Here is a 22,759-nt window from a genome sequence, read left to right as displayed (position 1 = left end):
CTTTCTCACGCCCTTCTTTTTTCGTGCGGCCGCGGGAGAGTGTTTGCTCGCCCCATCTCATCCCCGAGCTGCCTCCTCCAAAAATCTCTCCACCCGATCTGTTCCGGCCTGATATTCGCCCCAACTAGGCTTGTTTTCTGACGTCAATTCTCGCTCTTCGCTGGCCAAGTCATCAATCTCTTCACGTCGCTTCCCGCTACTTTCAGATCCCTCAAAGGGCACCACCTTCGGCATCTCAAGCGCCCCGATCTTCGCCTCCAACGCCTTGATTTGCCCTTGCAGGCCACGCATCTGGTCACCGGCTGAGGGATATGGCAGATTGCCGGTCTGCTTGTCGAAGATCTGTTTAAAAAACCGATCCTCATAGTATTTGATCCGCTTGGCTCGCACAGGCATTTGCGCGTCGACCACCAGTACGATGTCATCAAGATCCATGCGCCGCGCCTCGTCCTCAGGTAACAACGCGGTTTCTTCGGTTCGTTCAGACATGCTGCGCCCGGCAAATGGGTTGCGGCCGATCGGCCGCGAACGGGTCACGACGCGCTTGGTTGTTTTGCCGACGGCTTTGCTAAGCTCTTCGATGGTCTTCTCATCCGAGGGCGTCAGATAGAGCTTGATACCCGCGTTGCCCTGCAAGGCGCGGCGGGCGTTTTCACCGTAGATTTCGTCCAGCGCCGGGATCGTCTGTGTGACGATCGCGAGGTTCGCCCGGTAAGATCGCAGTGTTTCAATGCTGTCCAGAACGATGGGCATTTTGCCCAAGCGGTTAAACTCATCGAGCATAATCATCACCGGCCAAGGCTCGTCCTTGCCGGGTTCATGGTCTTGCAGAGATGCCAGCAAATCCGAGAAGAACAGACGGATCAAGGGCGCGAGAGGTTTCACCATGAGCGGTTCAACCACAAGATAGACCGAAAACGGAGTCTTGCGGATATCGCGGAAATCGAAGTCTGAGGTCGCGGTTGCGCGATCGATGGCAGGGTTCGACCATTGTTTGAGGCCAGATGTCATCAACAGTGACAGGTAGGAGGTCAGCGTGTCGTTGTTGGTCGAGGCCATGCGCATGAAAATCAGCTTGGCGGCTGGATTGAACACTTCATCGGCGCGGCGGCGATATTCCTTCTGCTTGTCCCCGCCAGACGCAGTGATGCGGTAGATCTCGCCCAGGGTCGGCCGCTTGCGCTCGAACGCCAAAAGTCCTGCCGCCACGAATAAGTCAATGCCGCCATCAAGAAGCCCCTGAACCCGATCATTATCAGCTTGCAGGAACAGCGAAGCCAGGAGTTGCAGCTCCATCTGCTGGCGGTCGACGTTTTCCAGCGCCGAGATGCGCAGCAATGGATTGTATCGGTGCGATCGGCCGTCCTTCCAATCGGTGGGCGCGAACCGGAACACCTTGTCGCCCTGCGCCGCCCGGTGGCGCGCCGTCGCCTCAAAATTCTCGCCCTTCACGTCAAGCACCACCGCACTGCCCTGATAGGTCAGAAGGTTCGGGATGACGAAGCCCGTGGTCTTGCCACGTCCAGTCGGGGCGACGATCAGGGCATGGGGGAATACCTTAGACATCACGAATGGTTTGCGGCTCCTGGGCTTACCCATTTTGCCGAGGACAAAGCCGTGGCCAGGCTTGCCGAAGAAACCGTTGCGCTTCATCTCGGACATTTGCTGCCAATGGGTTTCCCCAAATTTGGTCAGCGCATCGTTCATCAAGACCGCACTGAGCAAAACACCGGCACCAGTGCTGATCCCCACGATCAAGTGAACAATCTGCACATCGGCCGGATGGGTCGTGCGGAGCCCCCCATAGCTACGTGCCAGCATCAAGAAATCGATATCCGCCCCGACCCCGAACCAGCGGAACGTCAGAAAGGCCGACACCAGAACATACCCCAGCACCGCGCCGAGAAGAGCAAAACTCATGACGCCAAGTGCGATCCGCGCCTTACCCATGCGTCACGCCCTTTTCGCCGTCGGCATCGACATGCCGCTCGCGTTGGAGGTCTATTTCCTCATTGGCGATCTCGTCGAGGACATGCTCCATCGCCACGCTGTTCGCCTGAGCGGCATCGCTCTGCAGATAGGCCTTGGCCGCATGGAGCCGGTCCAGCCGATCGCTCACGTGTTCCTCGAGCGCGGTTTCATCGCCGATTGCCAAGTCGGGGGCCTGCTCCTCACCGACCAGTTCCTCCAGCTCGGCACGCAAGGTCTCGCGTTCCAGATCGCTGCGGAAAGGATCTGCGGTTGGGTCGTCCCGCATACGGCTCAGGATATCAGAAGTGGTCGGCGGCAGCCTGTCGACCAAGGCTTCCTGCCGGTCGGTTTCCACCGCCCCACTGTCTTTGAGCACCTCAGCATCTGCCAACACACGGCCCAGATCACCATGCACCTGGTCAAGGCGGTCAATCGCTTTCTCAAGCTCATCGGCGCGTGACAGGTCAAAACCGTCCTTCTCGGCAATCGCCTTCAAATCCTGTCCAAGCCACTGCCGCTCGAGCGCGGCATTGCCCGCACCGATTTCAACGCGGCGCGTCACCTCTTGCGCGTCAATTCCTGTACCTTTCAAAGCATGCTGAAGACGTTCTGCCAGAGCTGGATCCTGTAACGCTTCTTGAGCTTCGGCCTGGATATTTGCGGCAGAATAAATCCCACTCTTGGACGCATCCTCGAGCAATGTGTGGGACTGCGTTCCCATTGGGCTGAGATGCGACAGAGAGCGATAGATGTCGTTCAGCTCATGCTCGAGCGCCGCCCGCCGTTCAACCGGAGCGCCTGCCACAATGCGTTCGGCTTGGTTGATCTTGTCGTGAAAGGCATCCACGACCTCATCAAACGAATGCTGTTCTTCGGCCACACCATATACCTTTCCATCTGCTTCAATTGGTTTGCCCTGCCGCAAAAGCGTCGCCGCCTTGTCCAAGGCCGCCGCGATGTCATGCTGGTTCTCGCGCGAGGCTTCGGCCGCAAGGCCGCGATAGAGCCGCGCGTTCAGGGCGACTTCAGCCAATGCGCGTTCGAGCTCTGGCCCTGCGCGCTCACGCTCGGTCAGCTTCTGGCCCGTGGCTTCCGCGCGGCGCTCATCTACATCGTTTGGCGTCTTTGTCGTCACACCACGTTCGAGCTTTCGCGTCGCCTCAAGCCGCAGCCCATAGTGGTCCGACACCTCCACCATCGCCTCGCGAAAACTGTCGTAGTTAAAGTGGTGCCCTTCTTTCAGAAAGAAGAACTCACCATCCTTGCTGCGTCGGTTCAAAACGATATGCGCGTGCGGGTGATCCCGGTCCTCATGCACGGCTGCGATGTAATCAAAATGGCTGCCTTCGCCCTGAAAGAACCTCTCGCAAATCTCGCGCGTGATCTCGGCAACATCCTCGCCGCGCGTGCCAATTGGGAAGGCCATCAAGAGGTGCGAAGTATGCCCCAGCTTGGGATGGAACCCTTCATTCCACTGCGCTGAAAACCGGCGTGCGACCTGCTCGATCTCTTTAGCTGACAGAACGCTTTGGCCGTCATAGGTGCCACGGCTGTCGATAATGAAGCTCGACTTGGTGGTCAGGTATTCCAACTGGTTGCGCAGCTGCGCTTTGTTGTGAGTGCCGCCGTCGCGAATGGCTTTGAAGATCGCTGGGGAATGCCCCATGGCGGCGCGGGCCATTTGCTTGGCACGGGTACGCGGCACGCTTCCGCGAATGCGGCTCCAGTCGCGATCGAAGAAGGCCTCTTGCGCGGCGGCAACGGCACTATTCCGGGCCATCGGCAAAGCCTCCCAGTACGCGAGCAACCTCGCCGGACAGCGCGCTTCGGCGGCGCTGCGCCATGTCCTGAACCTGGTCCGCGATGTCGAAAATCAGCCCTGCCAAAGCACGAACCTGGCCATGGGCAGAGTTGCCATAGGGCGGCATTTTTCCCTGGCGCTTTGCCTCGTTCAGGCGCTGCGCGATCTGGTTGATATTGTTGCCGGTGCGATTGAGCGAAGCCGATAACCCCTGCATCTGGTTGGCCAGCTCATCTTCAGGAACGAAGAGATCGTTCGACGCATAGATCAGCCGCCGCAACCCGTCGGCGCGGCTGTTGATATCATGCCGCGTCAGCACCGCATCAAAGCTCGCAAGCTCTCTTGGCGTGAGACGGACATTCACCAGTTCTGAACGCACGCGTGCATCCAACTTGCGGCTTTGATCGGCCTTCAACGTGTAGAAGATGCTGCGGGTCGTGACGCCGAATTCATGGGCCAGATCCTCGATTGGCACACCTTCGGCACGCTTGCGCACGATGGCAAAACGCTGGTTCTGCGTCAGTCGCTTGTGCCGTGGTGCGCGCGGTCGGCCCATGTGAAGTAATCACCCCTATTTCTTGCCAGCATCATACAGGCAGCCCTGTTATGGTACTTCGCCATAATTGATGCAATATTATAATATTGCATCAACTGCCTGTATTCCGTTTGGAGCAGCCATAGGCTGCGACCGCCGGGCAAAGCCCCGGCCACATGCGCAAGGCATGGCACCACTAATCGTGGTTCCATGCCTCAGCATCGCCAAGCAATTGCAGCGCTATTGCGCGGGCCGCGCCTTGGGCGCTGGTATAGGTTTGATGATCGGGCAGCTCGTGCAAATCAAAGGGCTGTTGCGGGTCGTCCGGGGTCTCAACTCGGACATAGATCGCCCAGCCATCGATCAGTGCTGGATCATCACAATACTCCTGCCCGCCATCGGGCAGATTGCAGAACCCATGCAGATGCACGCTGGCGCGGCCCTCTCGGGCCGCCTGCCTGATGTCAGAATACTTCATGGCGAACCTCTGCACTTTCCTCGATGAAAAATTCGTCAGGCTCGCCGTTCAGACGGGTGCCATCCCAACTGGTCAAACCGATAGCCGAACCGTTCCGCGTGAATGTGATGAGGTATTGCCCGAGGTCATCACGCGTAACGACATACCCCCTGTTGACCCAATGAACGCGGTTACCCGCGGCCACTGCTGCTTTGATGTCTTCCACGGTCATCGCAACGCCTCCTCAAGGATTGCGAGAGCCCCAAGACAATCGTCGATGTAGGGCTGTTCTTCGCCTTCCAGATCGTTCAGCTCCAGCCGGTTCAACACCGCGTAAAGCGTGGCGCGCGCCTCACGGGCGGCGCTTCGCAAACTGACGGTATCTTCCAGACGTGCCGTCGAAAAATCATCGCTGTGATAGTCGGGGATCATGCTGCCACCTCCTTGCTCTGACCTGCCGCTGCAAGGACAAAATCGGCTGCCTTCTGCGCCTCGGACGCCGCGCGGAAAATCGCACGTTTGTCCTCCTTGAGCGCTTTTAACCACTCTTCAACATAGGCGGCGCTTTGGTCGAATTCCGGCGTGACCCCAATCTGAGCACCGAGGAAACAAGCACCGATTTCCGCCACCAACTCTTCAAAGGCATAGGCTTCACGGTTCGCAAATTTCTTGATCCGCTCAAGCCGCTTTTCGCTACCGGTCCAGTGAATTGATTCATGAGCAAGGGTCGCAAAATACCCTTTCGCACTAAGGAAGGTCGCCACGGGCGGCATATGGATGTGATCCTTGGACGGGCTGTAGTAGGCTCGCGGCTCATCGGTGGTCACGATCTCCGCACCCGTGCGAGCAAAAAACGCCTCAAGCTCGGGATCAGCTTCAGTGCCAAGATCGCGCGGGGCCTCGGGACGGATGTAGTACTCCTCCGGCAAACCTTCGATCTGATCCGCGTTGAAGACGCGGTATGCGCGCGCATAGGGCAGCTCTTCCTCAACGCCCAATTCGTTCTCTCGGGTGAACGTCCCGTATTTGACCACGGTCGACGACGTTTCGCCTTTGCGGACTTGGCCGCCCAGTTCCTGCGCCTGCTTGTAGGTCATCCAGCGGCTCGAAACATAGCCATGCTTGGCCGCCATGACCCAGAGCATCAGGACATTAATCCCGCGATACTCCTCGCCGCTGTGTCGGTTCGGCAGGGCAATGCCGGACGCACTCCCGGTCCATGGCTTGCGCCATGGCGGCGTGCCTGCCTCGATCTCGGCAATAATGGTGTCGGTGACATGGGCATAAACATCAAACTTCGGTGCCATTTGTGGCCTCCTCGATCAAAGTGACGCGGGTGAGGCCTCGTGCCCCCTTCCGCCGATGGGCTGCGCCTCGGCCACCTGATCTGACCGAATACGCATGTATTCGGCGGAACAGAGTGGGAGAGGGCAAAGCCCGACCCACGGCCCTGAGCGGGGCTGTCAATCGGCCACATTTGCGAAGAAAATGTCTGCGCCAAAATCAGACACCAATTTGCCGCGCGAGGAATGGCTCGCCCGCGAGACAGGGGAAATTGGTGGCTGATTTTGGGGATGGACTAAGGTTGACCGCCACGGTCAGGGATGTTGGGCGGACCAAACAAATAGAAAGATGCCTGGATTGGGGTGAGCGGGCCCTAGCCCGTTGAGCCGCAATCTAGTCTATGGGATTATTTCGCCCGCGCACCAAAGCGCAGGCTCGTTTCCAAACTCGGGTAGATGATTTTTTCAGACCGTCGGAAAGAATGAAACTCGGCAGGTGGGAGCCTTTCATGCTGAACCACCTGAAGCCGACATTGAAACTTCTTCGAAATCGAATATTTCGTTGCGCTGCCGCATGTCCGCTTGGAGCCCATCTTGTGAATTTGAAATTCTCGCTGCGAGCGCACGCGGCACGATTTTTGCTGCAACTGCGTGATTAACCGTGCTGCGCCGCGATGTGAAAAGGCGTCGTTCATGCAAGTTGCAGCAAGCCGAGGGGGATCAATTCACAGATCGCGGACTTTCTGGACGCTTGCAAGTGCGGCCAGTGCGACCGCGAGAAACTTGCCACCGACCTTCGCGATTGCAGCAATGCGAGTTCGCCGGCATGGCGAACTTCCCCAGACCGGTCATTGGCCGGCACCACCGACCTGCCGAATCCTTTACCGTTATTCGTTGCGCCGAGATTGCACTGGCAAGAAGCGGACTTGCAGGACCGTTTCTTACGTAACTGATGCTCCCGCAGAACGCATTTGCTCATGTGGTGTGGAACTTTCGCTGGCGTAGCAGGTTATACCGATCCGAGCAGGTCGACCAGTCCGGCGAAGACCTCGACGCGAGACGGCGAGCTGCCTTGGCAGGCTCGTGGGGCGCCCGGAATTGCGCTGGAGCATGGTCGCCCTTGCATCGCGCCCCGTGTCGGCCGACGGTCTGCCATGCGTTGGGCTGCCGGGCCCGAAGGGCTCTACCTGGCGGTCATGCATTCCGGTGTAACGCTTGCCGCAGGCATTGCAGAGGCGCTGGCCGCCGAGATACTGGAGGGCAAGGCGGCAGAGTTGCTGGACCCCTTCCGCCCTGCGCGTTTTCAAACCGTGGGCTGATCAGCCGCGCAGGACAGAGCGACCGGCGAACTCAGCCGATGCGCCCAGCATTTCCTCGATGCGGATCAGCTGGTTGTATTTTGCTAGCCGGTCCGAGCGTGCCAGCGATCCGGTTTTGATCTGGCCGCAGTTGGTGGCCACAGCCAGGTCGGCGATGGTGGCGTCTTCGGTCTCGCCCGAGCGGTGCGACATCACGTTCGTGTAGCGCGCGCGGTGGGCCATATCGACGGCTTTCAGGGTCTCGGTGAGCGAGCCGATCTGGTTCACTTTGACCAGCATCGAGTTGGCAACGCCCTGGGCGATGCCATCGGCCAGACGGGCGGGGTTGGTCACGAAGAGGTCGTCACCGACCAGCTGAACCTTGTCGCCGATCTTGTCGGTCAGGAGCTTCCAGCCTTCCCAGTCGTCTTCGTCCATGCCGTCTTCGATCGAGATGATCGGATAGTCGGCGCAAAGGTCGGCCAGATACTGAGCATTCTCTTCCGAGGTCAGCGATTTGCCTTCGCCTTTCAGCTCGTATTTGCCGTCCTTGTAGTATTCCGACGAGGCGCAATCGAGGGCGAGGTAGATATCGTCACCCAGCTTGTAGCCGGCTTTCTCGACGGCGTTCTTGATGAAGTCCAGTGCGTCGCGGGTCGAGCCGATGTTGGGGGCAAAGCCGCCTTCGTCACCGATGCCGGTCGAGAGGCCCGCTGCGGAAAGCTCCTTTTTCAGGGTGTGGAAGACTTCGGCGCCCATGCGCACGGCTTCGCGGATGTTCGCGGCTGACACCGGCATGATCATGAATTCCTGGATGTCGATCGGGTTGTCTGAGTGTTCACCGCCGTTGATGATGTTCATCATCGGCACCGGCAACACGCGGGCCGAGGTGCCGCCCACGTAGCGAAACAGGGGCTGAGCGGTGAAGTCGGCTGCAGCCTTGGCAACGGCGAGCGACACGCCAAGGATGGCGTTGGCGCCGAGGCGGCCTTTGTTCGGGGTGCCGTCAAGTTCGATCATAGCAGCGTCAATCGCTACCTGCTCGGTCACGTCCATGCCGACCAGCGCTTCGGCAATCTCGCCGTTGACGGCGGCACAGGCTTCCAGAACGCCTTTGCCCAGGTAACGGTCCTTGTCACCGTCGCGCTTTTCCACCGCCTCGTGGGCACCGGTCGACGCGCCCGAAGGTACGGCAGCGCGGCCCATGGTGCCGTCTTCAAGGATCACGTCGACTTCGACGGTCGGGTTGCCGCGGCTGTCGAGAATTTCGCGGGCGTGGATGTCGATAATGGTGCTCATTGGTGTATCCTTATCTGCCGAGATAGGCGATCTTTAGCGAGTCTGTGCCGCCAGCTTGGCCATGCACCGATCCGGATGTCACAATAACCGGGCGACCAGGCCGAACCAGGTATTCGGGGGCAAGATGCGACGGGATACGGCCTTCGCGGCTGGAAGAGAACTCTTCCACGCTGGTACTGACGATAGGCGTTACCCCCCAGACAAGGCAAAGGCTTCGCGCGACTTTCTCCGAGTGACAGATTGCAAGAATTGGGATGGCGCTACGATTCTTCGACACCCGCAGCGTCGTGGCCCCGGTTGTCGTAAACGTGGCAATGCAGCTCGCATTCCTCAAATCTGCAAGGGTGCTGGCCGCACTTGCGATTGAGCTTGAATCGTCCGGGGCATCAATCAGAGCGGTGTTGACGTTCGAATTCAATGAACGAGAGGCAGATTCGGTCGCTTGGGCAATTTCGGCCATCGCCGTAACGGCTTCAACCGGATATTCCCCCGCTGCGCTTTCTGCTGACAACATGACCGCGTCTGCGGACTGGGACACCGCATTGGCAACATCCGATGTTTCCGCCCGAGTGGGCAGAGGTGCTGAGATCATGCTTTCAAGCATCTGGGTGGCCACAATAACTGGTTTGCCGTGTGACCGGGCCGTTGCCACCAGTGATGCCTGGATGGCCGGCAAAACGTGCCAATCGCACTCAACGCCTAAGTCTCCACGCGCAACCATTATAGCGTCAGTGGCGTGGAGAATTGCGTCGATATCTTGAACAGCAACGGGTTTCTCGATCTTGGCAACGATCTTTGCCAAGCCTCCGGTCAACCGGCGAAGCCCCTTAATGTCCTCTGCGGTCTGCACAAAGGACATTGCCACCCAATCAACCCCCAGTTCGAGCGCAAACCGCAAGTCGTTCCGGTCTTTTGGCGTGATCGGGTCCAGCTTCAGCGTGGTGTCCGGAAAGTTGATCCCCTTTCGGTCTCGCAAGGTCGCTTTGTTGAGAACTTCGGCAGTGATAGCGTCGTCATGGCTCTCAACAACGCGCAACCTGATGCGGCCATCGTCGATGAGAATCATATGGCCAACCCCAACAGTGCCGAAAATCTCAGGATGAGGCAGAGGTACGTCGTTTTCCCGGGCGGGATCACAGACCAACCGGATACGGTCGCCGATGGCTAGCGGTCTTTCCCCGCCTGGCACCACACCGATGCGAAGCTTCGGCCCCTGCAGATCCGCGAGAATGGCGATGGATCGACCGAGGTCACTCTCTGTTTTGCGAATGGCTGCATGAACCCTAGCATGGTCTTCGTGGGTTCCGTGGCTGAAATTCATTCGAAAGACGTTCGCGCCCGCCTCGGCGAGTGCCTTGATCTTGTCGTATGAATTGGACGCGGGGCCCAACGTGGCTACGATCTTCGTTTGCCGGGGCAGTTGATTATGAGTGGTCATGATGTGCGCCTTCTGCTTTGTTTGAGAAAAATCGCGAGGTCCATCACATTCGTGCCGGTTGGCCCGGTGATAATCTGATTGCCCGTGCGGGCCAGAAAAGAGGCAGAATCAGCGCTGCGTAGCGCATCTTCTGCACCAGGTTCCGAAGAAAAGGCATCGCCATCCAAGAACGCACCCGCTGCATTCGTCGGACCATCGGTGCCGTCCGTCCCTGCGACGAGGCCGGTTATTTCGGATCGGTTTTGAACGTGCCTTGCAATTTCCAGTGCAAGGGCTTGGTTGCGACCGCCTTTGCCGGGGTTTTCGGGAAGAACAACCGTTGGCTCTCCGCCATAGACATATAAGCCGTCGGGGCCTTCCGTGATCTCATGCGCGATCTGAGCGGCAATCTCATTCACATCCGCATACATGCTCTCTTGGTTGGTGATGGTCTTGATCCCAATCGATTTTGCGCTTCGCACGACGGCTTCCCGCGCAACAGCGTTTGAGGCGACAACGCTGCAGTTGTAGCCAAGACCGGCACTCTCGGGCGCCGCGCCAATCCCGGAACCGATGACCGAGATGCTGTCTCCCGCTACGTCCGAAATGGCAAGGACATCGACTTGTTGGCCTTTGAACGACGCCAACAGCCCGCCTCCCTTGACTGCGGAGACGGCTTGTCGACGCTTGTTAATTTCTCCGATATCCGCACCTTCGGCCAGAGCGGCTTTCGTCAGAGCCACAAGATCAGCGCTGCTGACACCTGGTTTCAGATGCTCGACAAGCGACGATGCGCCTCCTGAAACAAGCATCATCAAACGACTGCCAGTCGGGCATCCGGCCACAAAGTCTAGCAGGCCTTTACCCGCCTTCAACGAAGACTGATCCGGTATCGGGTGGCTGGTTTCGAATGCCTCGACGTTGCTGCCGAACTCCCCGTTGCCCAGATGGTCAGTCTTTGTGACAAGATAGGTGGGTATCGTGTTGCGCCAGTCGTCTGGCAGGCCCTCGAACATGGCGGTGGCGGCTTTTCCGACGGCAACAATATGCGTTGGAGGTTTGACATCGTGGTGCGACACCCAATTGCGCACGCTGATGTCACCCTTCACTGAAGAAACCGCTGCGCGGAAAAGGTTCAAAAGTGTATTTCTGTGGGCAATGGTCATGTCGAATTCCAACGTGGACAATCTAGCTGGAAAGCTCTTGGGCAAACCGCTTTGAATTAGCTTGATATTGCAGTGCGCTTTGGTGAAGACCCTCGATCTGCTCCTTGCCTAATTCCCGTTTGACACGCGCAGGAGACCCAACAACCAGAGAATTATCGGGAATATTCGTATTCTCAGTGACCAGCGCGCCGGCTCCGATCAGGCAGTTTTGGCCAATAACTGCTCCGTTCAATACAGTGGCGCCCATGCCAATCAGCGACCCGTCTCCGATCGTACACCCATGAACAATCGCGCTGTGCCCGATTGTGCAATTGCGCCCGATCGACAGTGGAAACCCGGGATCGGAATGGAGAACGCAATTGTCCTGAATATTGCTGCCCTCTCCGATAATCATTGGTTCATTGTCTCCGCGAATTACGACCCCGAACCAGACACTTGCACCGGATGCGATCTCAACATTCCCGACAACAAATGATCCTGGGGCGATGAACACGTCTTTGGCGATTTTCGGCGTGATCGATCCCAAACTGTAAATCACTGGATTTCCTTCTCAATTTTCTGGTGGTTCTGTTCGCGCCCGGTTTTCCGCCCGGGCGCTGCTGTGAATTCCTAGTCTACATCTGAGCGTAGGTCTGCCAGGGCGCGAACTCCGCGTCGCCGATATCCAGCTCTTCGGACAGCGTTTTATGCCCCGAGGCTGACTTCAGGATTGCGTTGAATATCCGCTCCCCGGCTTCGGCCACAGTTTCGCTGCCGTCTGCAATCGTGCCGCAGTTGATATCCATGTCGCCCTGCATCCGATCGAACATCGCGCTGTTCGAGGCGATTTTGATCGACGGAACCGGTTTGTTGCCATAGCAGGAGCCGCGCCCGGTGGTGAAGCAGATCATGTTGCAACCCGAGGCGACCTCTCCGGTGAGAGAAACCGGATCGTAACCGGGGCTGTCAACGAAGACCAAGCCCTTCTCGGTGATCTTCTCGCCATACCTATAGACCCCGTTCAAATTCGTGCTGCCCGCCTTGGCCACCGCGCCGAGGGATTTTTCGAGGATCGTAGTCAGGCCGCCTGCCTTGTTGCCCGGCGTCGGATTGTTGTTCATTTCCGAGCCATGCTTGGCGGCGTAGTCTTCCCACCACTCCAGCAAATCCACCAGCTTCTGACCGACTTCGGGTGACGCCGCGCGATCTGTCAAAAGGTGCTCTGCGCCATAGATCTCGGGGGTTTCCGCCAGCGCCGCCGTCCCGCCGTTTTTGACCAGAAGATCCACGGCATAGCCGAGCGCGGGATTGGCCGTGATCCCGGAATATCCGTCCGAGCCGCCGCACTGCAACGCGACACTCAGATGAGACGCATCCACAGTTTCCCGCTTCGCTTTTGAAGCCGCTTCCAGTGCCGTTTCAAGCCACTGCAAGCCTTTTTCAATCGATTTGCGCGTCCCGCCCGCATCTTGCAGCGTGTAGTATTGGAAGCTTTCGTCTTGAGGACGGCCATAGGCTTCCAGCATCAGCGGGATCTGGTTGGCTTCGCAGCCCAGACCAAGCATCAACACCGACGCGAAATTCGGATGCGTGGCATAGCCCCAGATCGCCCGCTGAAGCTTGCGGAAGGCTTCATCATCGGTCCCGATGCAGCACCCCGCGCCGTGAACAATTGGCACAATCCCGTCAACGCCGGGGTATTTTTCCAACAAACCCGCGCGCTCGGCTTCTCGCGCTAGTAGCTTTGCCGCCGAAGCCGAGCAATTCACAGAGGTAACAATACCCACATAGTTGCGAGTTCCGATTTCGCCGTTTGCCCGACGGTATCCCTGAAATGTCGCCCGTTCAGACAGGGCCAAAATGTTGGTATCCTGGGCGCTCTGCCCGTAGTTCTCATCACGTCGAAAACTCGTCATTGCGACATTGTGGACGTGAACATGCTCACCGCGCCCAATGTCTTGCGTGGCGACACCGATGACGCGGCCGTATTTGATGACTTTCTGACCGGAAGCGATGGGGCTCACGGCGATCTTGTGGCCTGACGGGGTCAGGTCCCGGGCAATCAGGTCGGATTGAGACAGCTCTGCGCCCGGTTCGATCCGCTGCAGCGCCACTGCTATGTTGTCATCGTCACTGAGCGAGAGAATTTTTCGAGAAGTCATTATGTTACCGTCCTTTTTGGCCGATTGTTGAGGCAGGCCTGCGTGTCAGATCTAACAGCTTCAATTCGTCTAGGTGCCTGATTGGGACTGAGCTTTGTGACGTAACAGAGCCATCAGTTTTCTGTCCCGCTCGATCTGCGCTTCAGGAATTTTGGCGACGGGCATTCTTTCGGCCATTTCGGGTGCGATTTTTTCCTTTGCAACACTGGCCCAGTCGATGCCCTCGTAAGAGCCAAGACCAAAATCCCGATACATTTTTCCGTATCGCGCAACGTAGTCAGTCACGCCTCCGGGAGCGTTCAGATGAATGGTTTGCATCGGGCCCATAATGGACCAGCGCAACCCGAGGCCATCACAAATAGCCTTGTCCAGATCTTCGGCCGACACGATGCCGCTGCCCACAAGCTTGAATGCCTCTTCCAGAAGCGCGCCTTGCAGACGGTTCACAACAAACCCGTCGATCTCTTCGCTCAACACGATGGTTTCGCGCCCGCATTTGATCATCACCTCATTCACCTTTGAGACAATGCTATGATCCGTCCATGGCGATGGAACGATTTCGACCGCGGGATGAAGATGGGGCGGGTTTATGGGATGCACCACAAGGCACCGATGGCGTCCCTCAATATCCTTGCAGTAGCGCGATGCAGAAATGCCTGATGTAGAGCTTCCGATAGGCACGTCGCTGGCCGCGATTGCATCCAGCGTTTCAGTGATTTGTTTCTTTATTTCAACGTCTTCCGGACCGTTTTCCTGAACATATATGGCTGTGTCCAGCGCCTCTTCGAGGCTGGCCGCTAACTTGATGCGCTGCAGGATCTGGGGTGCATCGGACGGAGCGACCAGATTGAACTCGGTGAGATCGGAAATCCGTTTCTCCATGGCTTTCAACCCGCGCTGTGCGGCCTCTGCCGAGATGTCGTACATCGCAACCTCAAAACCGGCCTGGGCGAATACCGCCACCCAGCCCTGTCCAATTAGTCCGCAGCCAATTACGGCAATCTTTTCCATGTTTTTCATCTCTCTTTGTCCGGAAATCGGCTCAGTAAATCCGGCGGCCAAAATAAAACTCGTCGACTCTGGATGGATTTATCGACGCAACATTCACGGCATGTTGCTTCATCGGGCCCTTGCCTTGGCGGGTCGGGTTTCGTCCATGCGCTTAAGGTCACCGCAAATCTCAAACCGTGCCTCGGTCGAGGCCTGGACCTCCTCAACGGTTACCTCAGGCGCAATTTCCGTCAACATCAGGCCGGACCCGGCAACTTTGAAAACCGCAAGGTCCGTAACCAGCAGGTCAATCGCACGCGAGGATGTCAGCGGCAGATCGCATGTGCGGACGATCTTGCTTTTTCCGCCCGCCATGTGCTGCATCGCCACGATGACCCTGCGGGCTCCGGTGGCGAGGTCCATCGCCCCGCCCATGCCCGGCACCATGGCGCCGGGGATCATCCAATTTGCCAGAAACCCGCGTTCGTCGACCTGCAGGCCACCCAGCACCGTCACATCAATATGTCCGCCCCGGATCAGGCCAAAACTCATCGAACTATCGATGGCTGCCGCGCCGGGAACGGCGGTCACGAAACCGCCGCCGGCATCGGTCAAGTCGGGCTCTTCCATGCCTTCGGGTGGACGCGCACCGAGACCGATCACACCGTTTTCAGATTGAAAGAAAACGCCCGCATCCGAAGGGACGAAACCCGCCACGAGACTGGGCAACCCGATCCCAAGATTGACCAGCGTTCCGGGCGCGATCTCGCGGGCGACGCGGCGGGCGATGCGTTCTTTGCGCTGCATTTATGTCGACCTTTCGATCAGGTGGTCGACCAGACTGGCTGGGGTGCGCACTGCGTCCGGGGGGATCACGCCCACGGGCACGATATGCTCCGGTTCCGCGACGACAGTGTCGGCGGCCATCGCCATGGTCGGGTTGAAGTTCTGCGCGGTCAGCGAATATTCCAGGTTGCCGAGGTAGTCGGACTGCCGCGCCGCGATGAAGGCAAAATCGGCGCGGATGGGTTCCTCAACAAGGAATTTTTTCCCCTTGATTTCCAGAACTTGCTTTCCCTCCTCAACAGGAGTTCCAAGACCGGTCGGTGTGACAACCGCGCCAAGCCCCACGCCTCCGGCACGAATGCACTCAATCAGCGTGCCCTGCGGAACAAGCTCCACTTCAAGGATGCCAGCATTCATTTGGCGCTGGGTTTCCGGGTTCAGGCCGATGTGAGACACGACAACGCGCCTGAGGGCGCCGGCCGCGACAAGCTTTCCGATGCCACGCCCCGGAAGTGCCGTATCATTGGCGATCAGCGTCAGGTCCTTTTTCCCGGCGGCAACAAGCGCATCAATGATCTTGGCAGGAGTGCCAACCCCCATGAACCCACCGATCATGATGCGCGCGCCATCCGGCACGAGATCAGCGACGGCCTTGGGTGAGAGCGCTTTTTTCATGCGGCGGCCTCATAGGTGCAGGCCCGACCGTCCGCACATGCCGAAACTAGCCCATTATGATCGATGTCGCAGCGCATTCTCAGAAAGCCACCTGATCGCCGCCCTTGAGGCCGAGAATGTCGCGGGCATCATCCGGGGTCGCGATCTGCATGCCCAGGTTTTCGACAATAGCGCGCACCTTCTTGACTTGAACGGCGCTGGATTTTGCCAGTTCACCGCGACCGGCCCAAAGGCTGTCTTCCAGCCCGACCCGCACGTTTCCACCGAGCGCCGCCGCCTGCGCCGCAATCCGAAACTGGTTGGATCCCGCACCAAGGACGGACCAACGGAAATCGTCACCGAACAGCCGGTCCGCCGTGCGCTTCATGTGCAACACGTCTTCGGGGTGCGGTCCAATGCCGCCGAGCAGGCCGAAAACCGATTGTACGAAGAATGGGGCCTTTACCAAGCCGCGATCGGCAAAATGCGCCAGATTGTAGAGATGTGATGTGTCGTAGCACTCAAACTCAAACCGCGTCCCGTTGCCGTAACACGTCTCCAGCACATACTCGATGTCTTTAAACGAATTGCGGAAGACAAGATCTTTGGACCCTTCGAGGTGCTCCCGCTCCCAGTCATGCTTGAATTCCTTGAACCGGTTGAGCATCGGGTAGAGTCCGAAATTCATTGACCCCATGTTGAGCGAGGCAAGTTCCGGCTGATAGGTCGCCGCTGGCGCCGCGCGTTCTTCAACACTCATGTAAGGGCTACCGCCCGTGGTAATGTTGACCACGGCATTTGTGCTCTGCTTGATCTGCGGCAAAAACGCAGCAAACCCTTCAGGACTTTGGTCCGGCCGGCCGTCAGGATGGCGGGCGTGCAGGTGAAGGATCGCTGCACCCGCCTCGGCGGCTGCAAGGGAATCGCTGATGATCTCTTCCGGTGTTACCGGTAGGTGTGGCGACATCGAAGGCGTGTGAATGGCGCCGGTTACCGCGCAGGTGATGATCACCTTGCCTGCATTGTTGTTGTCTTTACTCATCTTAATTTTCCAATTGAGTTCAAAGCGTTTCCACGTTTCCATCGACGGCAAGGGATTGCCCCGACAAATTGGCGCCAGCATCCGAGATCAGGAATGCAACGGTCGCAGCGACGTCTTCAGGGGTCACCATCCGACGCATGGAAATATTCTTGAGGTAGTCGTTCTTCATTTCGGCGTAGCTAGTACCGGCGGTGTCTGCACGATCGCGGATCACCTTTTCCATTCTGGGTCCTTCAACAATTCCGGGCAGAACGGCATTGACCCGGATATTGTTAGGACCCAGCTCCTTGGCGAGGCTTTGTGTCAGTCCGATTACGCCGAATTTGGCCGCCGAGTAGGGAGTGCGATAGGCGTATCCATGTTTGCCAGCTGACGAGGACATATTAACCACAGCGCCGCCGCCGCCCGCCTTAATCATCGGTATGGCCCGACGTGCCGACAGAAACTGCCCTGTCAGGCAAATGTCGATACACCGCCGCCAGTCATCGGGAGATAGGTCTTCGAGATTGCCGGTTGGCCCAGCAATCCCTGCGTTGTTTACCAGAGCATCCAACCCTCCAAAGGTGTCCTGCACCGTGTCAAAGAATGTATCCACCGCTGTTTCGTCAGACACATCAGCCTCGACGGCGACACAGCCTTCAAGCTCAACGCAGGCCCTGCGCAAGGCGTCTGCATCGACGTCGCAGATCGCGATCTGAACACCTTGTGCGTGCAGCAAGCGGGCAATACTTAATCCAATCCCGCTTGCGCCGGCAGTAATCACAACTTTTTTGCCTTTAAGACCTGGCAAATTAAATCCAGCCAGCGGTGAGGGCATTTTGGGAGATAGGTCCGTCATATTTCCCCCACTAGTTTCCGAACACGGCGGACGGAGCCCAAAGCACGAGGCTCGGCCAGACGATCAGCAATGCAAGACCAAGCAGTTGCAGCGCGACAAACGGAATGATCCCGCGATAAATGGTTCGGATCGATATTTCGGGTGGAGCCACACCTTTGACGTAGAACAGGGAATATCCAAAAGGTGGCGTTAGAAAACTGGTCTGCAAGTTAACCGCCACAAGCATGGCAAACCACAGCAGTTGCTGTTCACGCGAAATCCCAAGTCCGAAGTCCAATCCTGCAACGATAGGTGCAAAGAGTGGCAAAACGATAAAGCTGATCTCGACCCACTCCAGGAAGAAGCCCATGATGAAAATCAGCAGTAGCAAGATGCCCAGCGTACCGTAAGCGCCCAGATCGAAGAACAGGATGGCGTTCTCGATCATCTTGTCGCCCTTGAGACCCTTGAACACCATTCCAAAGACCGTAGCACCAACCAAAACACCCAAGATCATAGCGGAGGTATAGCCAGTTTCACGAACACAGCTGGACATAGTCTTCATGGTCAATTTGCGGTTGATCGCCGCCAAGATCATGGCGCAGATCGCACCTAGTCCTGCCGCCTCAGTTGGTGTTGCCGTGCCTGTCGCAATGGAACCAAGTACAGTCAGAATAAGAACAAGCGGAGCAAAGAGATCACGCACGAGCGCCAGTGCCAGCGACCCTTCTGCCGGCACTTGGGTCGAAACAGGGGCATCACCTGGTTTCGTTAGCGCGACGAAGACGATGTAGGCAATATATAGACCACCCAGAAGCAGGCCGGGGATCATCGCCCCAACAAACAATTCGCCAACAGAGATCTGCAGAATGTCGCCAACGAGCACGAGCATAATCGAAGGCGGGATCAAAATACCTAGTGTACCCGAAGCAGCGATTGTACCAACTGCCAGCTCTGGTTTGTATTTTTCGCGCAGCATGATGGGCAGAGCCAAAGTACTCAGCATAACCACCGATGCGCCAACGATACCTGTGCTGGCCGCCATGACGATGCCCAGCAATGCAACGGAAATGGCCAGTCCACCGCGCCTGCGTCCTAAGGCGCGCTCAAGCGAATAAAGCAAATTCTGCGCCAAACCGGATTTATCAAGCATGGCGCCCATAAAGACGAACAAGGGCACCGCGAGCAGAAGCCAGTTCTCGATAACGCCAGCGTAAATCCGCGAGACGCCGATTTTGAGGAATGCAAAAGGCAATCCACCGATGAAGGCAAACGCAATGCCGATGCCGCCAAGAACAAAAGCAACCGGGTAGCCGCTGAAAATACCTAAGAGCAGGCAAACGACCATCGATAGGGGAATGATGTGTTCAATCATGGGTTTTCTGCTTCCCGAACAAAATACGAAGTTTTTGGATTGTCAGACCGAGGCCAGCGATCAGCATCAGACCAAACCCAATTGGAACGAATGCTTTCAGGACAAACCGGTCATACATTCCGTCGTAGTCCGACCCTTCGCCCATAGTGAATGATCGCATGGTGAAGTCGTAACCATGGAGAACGACAATGTAGCAAAGGGGCGCCAGCAGAACAAAAAAACCAATGATTTCAATGATATTTTTTGTCTTTTCACGAAAGCGCTGTCGCAGAAAATCGACACGCACATGCCTGTCTTTAACGATCGCTGCGGGCATTGTGAGCATTAGCATGATCCCAAACAGATGCCATTGCAGATCGCCAATGCTTGCAAGAGTCAGCTTCGATCCAAATAAGAAAACGTCGTTTTCCCACCGAACGATCGTGCCAATCTTGGCGGCTGACAACGTGACACCGATCATTACAAGAACGAGGATGGGAACGATGAGCCAAGCCGCGGCCTGGCCTATCCATACGATCCCGCGAAGAACCGTATGGACAGGGCCGGTGCCACGATTTGGATCACTCGGCGGAGTGTCCATATCGTGTACCATGTTGGCTTACTCGGCAGGGAGAGTTTGAAGATTGGTCCAACGTCCTGACGATGCCACGAAAGCCTTCATCGAGTGGTACGCTTCCCCATAAAGCGCATCTTTCTCGGCTTCAGCATTCAGAACACGTTCCGTCGCAACCCGCAATTCTGCCAGAACTTCATCTGGGAAAGATTTGACGATTGTGCCGCCCTCTTCGAATACTTCGATCTGTGGTGTTTGAGCTGCCGGAGCGTATTGCAGTGTCCAGGCCAGGCTGGTCTGACACGCCGCCTCATACATGGCCTGTTCGCCTGTATCCATGCCATTCCAAACGTCCATATTGATCATCAATACATCGACGCTGCCAGGCTGGTGCCAACCCGGATAGTACTGGAATTTTGCGATCTGGTTGAAACCAAAGTCTTTGTCGATGATTGGCAACGAAAACTCAGTTGCATCGATACGGCCTCGTTCCAGGGCGAGGTAGATTTCGCTTGCAGGCAAGTACTGCGCCGAGGCGCCGAATTCGTTCAGCACGCGCGCGCCGACACCGGCCATGCGCATCTTGAGACCGTTGAAATCTTCAATCGAAGTGATTTCCTTGTTGAACCAACCACCAGGTTCTGGCGCAGTAATGTGGCAAGCAAGAACTTTGACATTCAAGTCGTCAAAACCACGCTGAACAATTTCAAGTCCGCCACCGACGTGCAACCAAGCTGCCAGGGCTTCAGGTCCCGCACCGAATGGCGTTGCACCGATCTGGGCAACGGGTACTTTGCCGCCCCACTGTCCAAGAAAACTCCACCCAGCCGGAATGGCACCAGAGCTTACATTTTCCAGGATTTCACCTGCAGGGACCAACTCTCCGGAACCATAGAGTTGAAGGCCAATGTCGCCGCCGCTCATGTTCCGCAGGGACTCATCCATCAATTTTGCACTGTCCGCCAAAAAAGTCAGATCCTTGGGGATGCTCATGTGGACATCCAGGATATCGGCCGAAGCAGAAGACGCACCAAAGGCTAGAGAACCAGCAACCAAGGTCGCGGCAATTTTCGAATATTTCACTGTATTCCTCCCGTGACTGTGCCCGTCACGAACGACCATAGCGGTCGGTTTGTGGGGCAAGTTCAATAAGAGTTGATAATTGATCAAAAATCAATAGGCTTTTTTGTTCTCCATTTTTCGATAAATTTCAGTTGGTTGCGTGAGTTTTGATAGCTTGGGAGAATCCGAATCAGCCAAGAAATCTCAGATTTCACGGCGTTGAGGGACGTTCAAAGGACTGGAATACAGCCAGCCCGGTATTCGGACATATTAGAATACGGTCTCGGCCGGGTATTCGCTTGCTGTTACTTTCAGCGAGAAGGGTTGTTCGAAAACAAGGTTCTAACAAGAACGCTGTAGGCCTCGGAAATATCCAGAACAAGCTCCTGTTTGGCAGTTGCTTCGTCGCCTTCCCGGACAGCTCGTACTATTTTCCGGTGATGAATGTTGGAAACCTTGTACTGATTTTCCCGTTCCAGCTGATACAGGTGCGGACTGACACGCAGCCATAGCGTGTTGATGATATCGATCAGAACCGGAGAGTTCGACTGCTGGTAGATCCGCAGATGAAACTCATAGTTGGCTTTGATATAGCCCTGCACATCGCCGGATAGCTCGGTCGTTTCCAGACGCTTCAGCAGCTTCTCGAGGTCCGCGACAAAAGCGTCATCCCGATTCACCACAGCCCATTTGACAGCCAGCGCCTCTACTTCCAGACGCACATTGCGCAGGTCCGTCAGTTCTTCGTATCCTAGGCTCGGCACCCCGAGTGAGCGGCCCGAAACATTCGCCACGACCCCTATCGCTTGGAGCCGCGTCAGCGCTTCACGCACAGGCATAGCGCTCACGCCGAAGGCTTCGGCAACACGCGCAACATGAACCGCCTGGCCTGGTGTGAACTCACCTTCGCGTAGAAGCGTGCACAGCTGGTCATACACCTGGTCGTGTAACTTATCTTTCTGAATCGGTTTGGCGTTCTTAAGCATGTTTCACCTAATCGCATAAACTCGGCGTGGAAATCTACCTAACTTTTGCAGTTGCCAGTTGCTATCAGGCGGGCAATCACCTCGCACAAGGGCATTGGGTAAACACCGAAGGTCTGGGTGATAGTGGCGGCTGTGATCTCTTCACCTTTTGCCAGCTTGACCCCAAAGTTAGTTGGCAAAGCTATTGTTCCACTTCCTTCTGAAGCGTCTTGCATTGCACGGGTTTGACGGCGTTCAAAGATGTTTTCATTTTTGTTTCCCTAAGATGCTTTCCATTATTACGCAAAGTCTTCCATCATTCAAAGATAATTGACCTTTGATTAAAAATCAGTGATCTATATTTCACAAGAAACCTGATACCGTAGCGGACCTTTGGCCACCCGACCCTCAGAGTGGCTTTCAATGACTGCTTTTGCGAGATCGGCTGCAACGCAGCGATGAGCGCGCCGCGCCTGCGATTATATGCTGCGTCAGCAAACACCCGGAAGGGCAACGGCGGAAAAGTCCCGCTTAGCACCAGTTCCCCCAACTGCCGGTTCTGCACTTGCAGCGAAAGTCCGGTCCGAAGAGTTGCACTGAAGCGACATCGGGTGCTTGTGGAAGTCCAATTGACAGCGATCCACACCTAACTTCGGGGTCACCCGGGGCGGGCTACCCGCCCCGGCACCGCAGTCATTCGGTGACTGGGTCGTCATCGCGGCGCGGGAAGGCGACCATTTCGACGTCGGGGAACATGCTGTGTTTGACGTTGATCGACGTGATGTTGCCGCGGTCGTCGGTGTTGACGAAGAGGATGCCGCAGCGGGCCCAGAAGTTCTTGCCGTCTTTTTCGCCGGATTTGACGTTCAGTTTCAGAGTTTGAGTAGCCATTTTTTGATCCTCACTTTGAGTGTTTCGATGAACATGACCAAGGCTGGCACCAAGGGGCTGTCAGCGAGAAACTTGCTTCGCGAGGAATGCGCTGGCGCAGGGGAATTTTCTTGTTGAAGTGGGGTTTGTCCCGCGTCTGACACGGCTGCCCGCTTATGTTCAGCAATCAGAAACACGGCGTTGAGGATCTGAGTTTGGCCATCATTCTCTGGGCTGGCCCGTCAAAGCTGGCCTGAAACGCTGCAACTACTGTGCT

General features: G+C 56.8%; 23 protein-coding genes. 1 reads left to right on the top strand and 22 read right to left on the bottom strand.

Annotation, left to right across the window (positions count from 1 at the left end; all coding sequences use genetic code 11):
* Positions 1-57 precede the first annotated feature (57 nt).
* The 7 genes from ACR0MO_RS00460 to ACR0MO_RS00430 all read right to left on the bottom strand — a co-directional run bounded on the left by ACR0MO_RS00460 (position 58) and on the right by ACR0MO_RS00430 (position 6,071).
* Positions 58-1,950, bottom strand: coding sequence for a type IV secretory system conjugative DNA transfer family protein (locus tag ACR0MO_RS00460; RefSeq protein WP_170449484.1), 1,893 nt, complete (start codon positions 1,948-1,950; stop codon positions 58-60).
* Positions 1,943-3,751, bottom strand: a complete 1,809-nt coding sequence (locus ACR0MO_RS00455; RefSeq protein ID WP_170449483.1) for a relaxase/mobilization nuclease domain-containing protein — start codon at positions 3,749-3,751, stop codon at positions 1,943-1,945. Before ACR0MO_RS00455 ends, ACR0MO_RS00460 begins: the two co-directional genes overlap by 8 nt.
* Entirely contained in the window at positions 3,738-4,328 is a 591-nt protein-coding gene (locus ACR0MO_RS00450) for a hypothetical protein (protein ID WP_170449481.1), read from the bottom strand. Before ACR0MO_RS00450 ends, ACR0MO_RS00455 begins: the two co-directional genes overlap by 14 nt.
* Before the next feature lie 175 nt (positions 4,329-4,503).
* Complete coding sequence (locus tag ACR0MO_RS00445) at positions 4,504-4,785, bottom strand: hypothetical protein (RefSeq protein WP_170449479.1); 282 nt, start codon at positions 4,783-4,785, stop codon at positions 4,504-4,506.
* Positions 4,772-4,996 (bottom strand): hypothetical protein, encoded by a 225-nt coding sequence (locus ACR0MO_RS00440; RefSeq protein ID WP_170449477.1) that lies wholly within the window; start codon positions 4,994-4,996, stop codon positions 4,772-4,774. Before ACR0MO_RS00440 ends, ACR0MO_RS00445 begins: the two co-directional genes overlap by 14 nt.
* The gene (locus tag ACR0MO_RS00435) at positions 4,993-5,196 is read right to left on the bottom strand and encodes a hypothetical protein (protein WP_050673793.1); all 204 of its coding nucleotides are present in this window, start codon (positions 5,194-5,196) and stop codon (positions 4,993-4,995) included. Before ACR0MO_RS00435 ends, ACR0MO_RS00440 begins: the two co-directional genes overlap by 4 nt.
* A complete protein-coding gene (locus ACR0MO_RS00430; RefSeq protein WP_170449475.1) occupies positions 5,193-6,071 on the bottom strand; it encodes a zincin-like metallopeptidase domain-containing protein in 879 nt (292 codons plus the stop codon). The genes ACR0MO_RS00435 and ACR0MO_RS00430 overlap by 4 nt, the downstream gene beginning before the upstream one ends.
* 1,130 nt (positions 6,072-7,201) lie before the next feature.
* On the opposite strand from ACR0MO_RS00430, the gene ACR0MO_RS00425 reads away from it, so the two are divergent.
* The gene (locus ACR0MO_RS00425) at positions 7,202-7,366 is read left to right on the top strand and encodes a hypothetical protein (protein WP_170449472.1); all 165 of its coding nucleotides are present in this window, start codon (positions 7,202-7,204) and stop codon (positions 7,364-7,366) included.
* Here ACR0MO_RS00425 and eno read toward each other — a convergent pair whose 3' ends face one another.
* The 15 genes from eno to ACR0MO_RS00350 form a co-directional block, all read right to left on the bottom strand.
* Positions 7,367-8,644: a phosphopyruvate hydratase gene (gene eno / locus ACR0MO_RS00420; protein ID WP_170449470.1), complete on the bottom strand. Its 1,278-nt coding sequence runs from the start codon at positions 8,642-8,644 to the stop codon at positions 7,367-7,369.
* 10 nt (positions 8,645-8,654) lie between these two features.
* Entirely contained in the window at positions 8,655-10,082 is a 1,428-nt protein-coding gene (gene pyk, locus ACR0MO_RS00415) for a pyruvate kinase (protein WP_170449468.1), read from the bottom strand.
* Entirely contained in the window at positions 10,079-11,227 is a 1,149-nt protein-coding gene (locus tag ACR0MO_RS00410; RefSeq protein WP_170756581.1) for a DUF4147 domain-containing protein, read from the bottom strand. Before ACR0MO_RS00410 ends, pyk begins: the two co-directional genes overlap by 4 nt.
* A gap of 22 nt (positions 11,228-11,249) precedes the next feature.
* Positions 11,250-11,765: a gamma carbonic anhydrase family protein gene (locus tag ACR0MO_RS00405; protein ID WP_170449463.1), complete on the bottom strand. Its 516-nt coding sequence runs from the start codon at positions 11,763-11,765 to the stop codon at positions 11,250-11,252.
* A gap of 76 nt (positions 11,766-11,841) precedes the next feature.
* Complete coding sequence (locus ACR0MO_RS00400) at positions 11,842-13,368, bottom strand: altronate dehydratase family protein (RefSeq protein WP_170449461.1); 1,527 nt, start codon at positions 13,366-13,368, stop codon at positions 11,842-11,844.
* Positions 13,369-13,437: 69 nt separating this feature from the next.
* Entirely contained in the window at positions 13,438-14,430 is a 993-nt protein-coding gene (locus ACR0MO_RS00395; protein ID WP_480889231.1) for a 3-hydroxyacyl-CoA dehydrogenase, read from the bottom strand.
* Positions 14,431-14,487: 57 nt separating this feature from the next.
* Positions 14,488-15,165: a 3-oxoacid CoA-transferase subunit B gene (locus ACR0MO_RS00390; RefSeq protein ID WP_170449457.1), complete on the bottom strand. Its 678-nt coding sequence runs from the start codon at positions 15,163-15,165 to the stop codon at positions 14,488-14,490.
* A complete protein-coding gene (locus ACR0MO_RS00385; protein WP_170449455.1) occupies positions 15,166-15,819 on the bottom strand; it encodes a 3-oxoacid CoA-transferase subunit A in 654 nt (217 codons plus the stop codon). It abuts the gene before it with no gap.
* Positions 15,820-15,898: 79 nt separating this feature from the next.
* Entirely contained in the window at positions 15,899-16,840 is a 942-nt protein-coding gene (kce, locus tag ACR0MO_RS00380; protein WP_170452987.1) for a 3,5-dioxohexanoate:acetyl-CoA acetone transferase, read from the bottom strand.
* A gap of 19 nt (positions 16,841-16,859) precedes the next feature.
* The gene (locus ACR0MO_RS00375; RefSeq protein ID WP_480470252.1) at positions 16,860-17,678 is read right to left on the bottom strand and encodes an SDR family oxidoreductase; all 819 of its coding nucleotides are present in this window, start codon (positions 17,676-17,678) and stop codon (positions 16,860-16,862) included.
* A gap of 10 nt (positions 17,679-17,688) precedes the next feature.
* The gene (locus tag ACR0MO_RS00370; RefSeq protein ID WP_170449453.1) at positions 17,689-19,032 is read right to left on the bottom strand and encodes a TRAP transporter large permease subunit; all 1,344 of its coding nucleotides are present in this window, start codon (positions 19,030-19,032) and stop codon (positions 17,689-17,691) included.
* The gene (locus ACR0MO_RS00365; RefSeq protein ID WP_480470253.1) at positions 19,025-19,612 is read right to left on the bottom strand and encodes a TRAP transporter small permease subunit; all 588 of its coding nucleotides are present in this window, start codon (positions 19,610-19,612) and stop codon (positions 19,025-19,027) included. The genes ACR0MO_RS00370 and ACR0MO_RS00365 overlap by 8 nt, the downstream gene beginning before the upstream one ends.
* Before the next feature lie 18 nt (positions 19,613-19,630).
* A complete protein-coding gene (locus ACR0MO_RS00360) occupies positions 19,631-20,668 on the bottom strand; it encodes a TRAP transporter substrate-binding protein (RefSeq protein WP_170449449.1) in 1,038 nt (345 codons plus the stop codon).
* Between the two features lie 290 nt (positions 20,669-20,958).
* On the bottom strand, positions 20,959-21,633 hold the full coding sequence (locus tag ACR0MO_RS00355) for a GntR family transcriptional regulator (RefSeq protein ID WP_170449447.1): 675 nt from the start codon (positions 21,631-21,633) through the stop codon (positions 20,959-20,961).
* Positions 21,634-22,305: 672 nt separating this feature from the next.
* Positions 22,306-22,503 carry a hypothetical protein gene (locus ACR0MO_RS00350; RefSeq protein ID WP_170449443.1) on the bottom strand — a complete coding sequence of 66 codons (198 nt, stop codon included), beginning with the start codon at positions 22,501-22,503 and terminating at the stop codon, positions 22,306-22,308.
* Positions 22,504-22,759 lie beyond the last annotated feature (256 nt).

The organism is Ruegeria sp. K5, assembly GCF_056531805.1.
This window is presented reverse-complemented; position numbering and strand designations above follow the sequence as displayed.

What these genes read in the sequence shown, in the direction of transcription:
- ACR0MO_RS00460 (WP_170449484.1), bottom strand. Translation starts at nt 1,950, where the DNA reads ATGGGTAAGGCGCGGATCGCACTTGGCGTCATGAGTTTTGCTCTTCTC.
- ACR0MO_RS00455 (WP_170449483.1), bottom strand. Translation starts at nt 3,751, where the DNA reads ATGGCCCGGAATAGTGCCGTTGCCGCCGCGCAAGAGGCCTTCTTCGAT.
- ACR0MO_RS00450 (WP_170449481.1), bottom strand. Translation starts at nt 4,328, where the DNA reads ATGGGCCGACCGCGCGCACCACGGCACAAGCGACTGACGCAGAACCAG.
- ACR0MO_RS00445 (WP_170449479.1), bottom strand. Translation starts at nt 4,785, where the DNA reads ATGAAGTATTCTGACATCAGGCAGGCGGCCCGAGAGGGCCGCGCCAGC.
- ACR0MO_RS00440 (WP_170449477.1), bottom strand. Translation starts at nt 4,996, where the DNA reads ATGACCGTGGAAGACATCAAAGCAGCAGTGGCCGCGGGTAACCGCGTT.
- ACR0MO_RS00435 (WP_050673793.1), bottom strand. Translation starts at nt 5,196, where the DNA reads ATGATCCCCGACTATCACAGCGATGATTTTTCGACGGCACGTCTGGAA.
- ACR0MO_RS00430 (WP_170449475.1), bottom strand. Translation starts at nt 6,071, where the DNA reads ATGGCACCGAAGTTTGATGTTTATGCCCATGTCACCGACACCATTATT.
- ACR0MO_RS00425 (WP_170449472.1), top strand. Translation starts at nt 7,202, where the DNA reads ATGCGTTGGGCTGCCGGGCCCGAAGGGCTCTACCTGGCGGTCATGCAT.
- eno (WP_170449470.1), bottom strand. Translation starts at nt 8,644, where the DNA reads ATGAGCACCATTATCGACATCCACGCCCGCGAAATTCTCGACAGCCGC.
- pyk (WP_170449468.1), bottom strand. Translation starts at nt 10,082, where the DNA reads ATGACCACTCATAATCAACTGCCCCGGCAAACGAAGATCGTAGCCACG.
- ACR0MO_RS00410 (WP_170756581.1), bottom strand. Translation starts at nt 11,227, where the DNA reads ATGACCATTGCCCACAGAAATACACTTTTGAACCTTTTCCGCGCAGCG.
- ACR0MO_RS00400 (WP_170449461.1), bottom strand. Translation starts at nt 13,368, where the DNA reads ATGACTTCTCGAAAAATTCTCTCGCTCAGTGACGATGACAACATAGCA.
- ACR0MO_RS00390 (WP_170449457.1), bottom strand. Translation starts at nt 15,165, where the DNA reads ATGCAGCGCAAAGAACGCATCGCCCGCCGCGTCGCCCGCGAGATCGCG.
- ACR0MO_RS00385 (WP_170449455.1), bottom strand. Translation starts at nt 15,819, where the DNA reads ATGAAAAAAGCGCTCTCACCCAAGGCCGTCGCTGATCTCGTGCCGGAT.
- kce (WP_170452987.1), bottom strand. Translation starts at nt 16,840, where the DNA reads ATGAGTAAAGACAACAACAATGCAGGCAAGGTGATCATCACCTGCGCG.
- ACR0MO_RS00375 (WP_480470252.1), bottom strand. Translation starts at nt 17,678, where the DNA reads ATGACGGACCTATCTCCCAAAATGCCCTCACCGCTGGCTGGATTTAAT.
- ACR0MO_RS00370 (WP_170449453.1), bottom strand. Translation starts at nt 19,032, where the DNA reads ATGATTGAACACATCATTCCCCTATCGATGGTCGTTTGCCTGCTCTTA.
- ACR0MO_RS00365 (WP_480470253.1), bottom strand. Translation starts at nt 19,612, where the DNA reads ATGGACACTCCGCCGAGTGATCCAAATCGTGGCACCGGCCCTGTCCAT.
- ACR0MO_RS00355 (WP_170449447.1), bottom strand. Translation starts at nt 21,633, where the DNA reads ATGCTTAAGAACGCCAAACCGATTCAGAAAGATAAGTTACACGACCAG.
- ACR0MO_RS00350 (WP_170449443.1), bottom strand. Translation starts at nt 22,503, where the DNA reads ATGGCTACTCAAACTCTGAAACTGAACGTCAAATCCGGCGAAAAAGAC.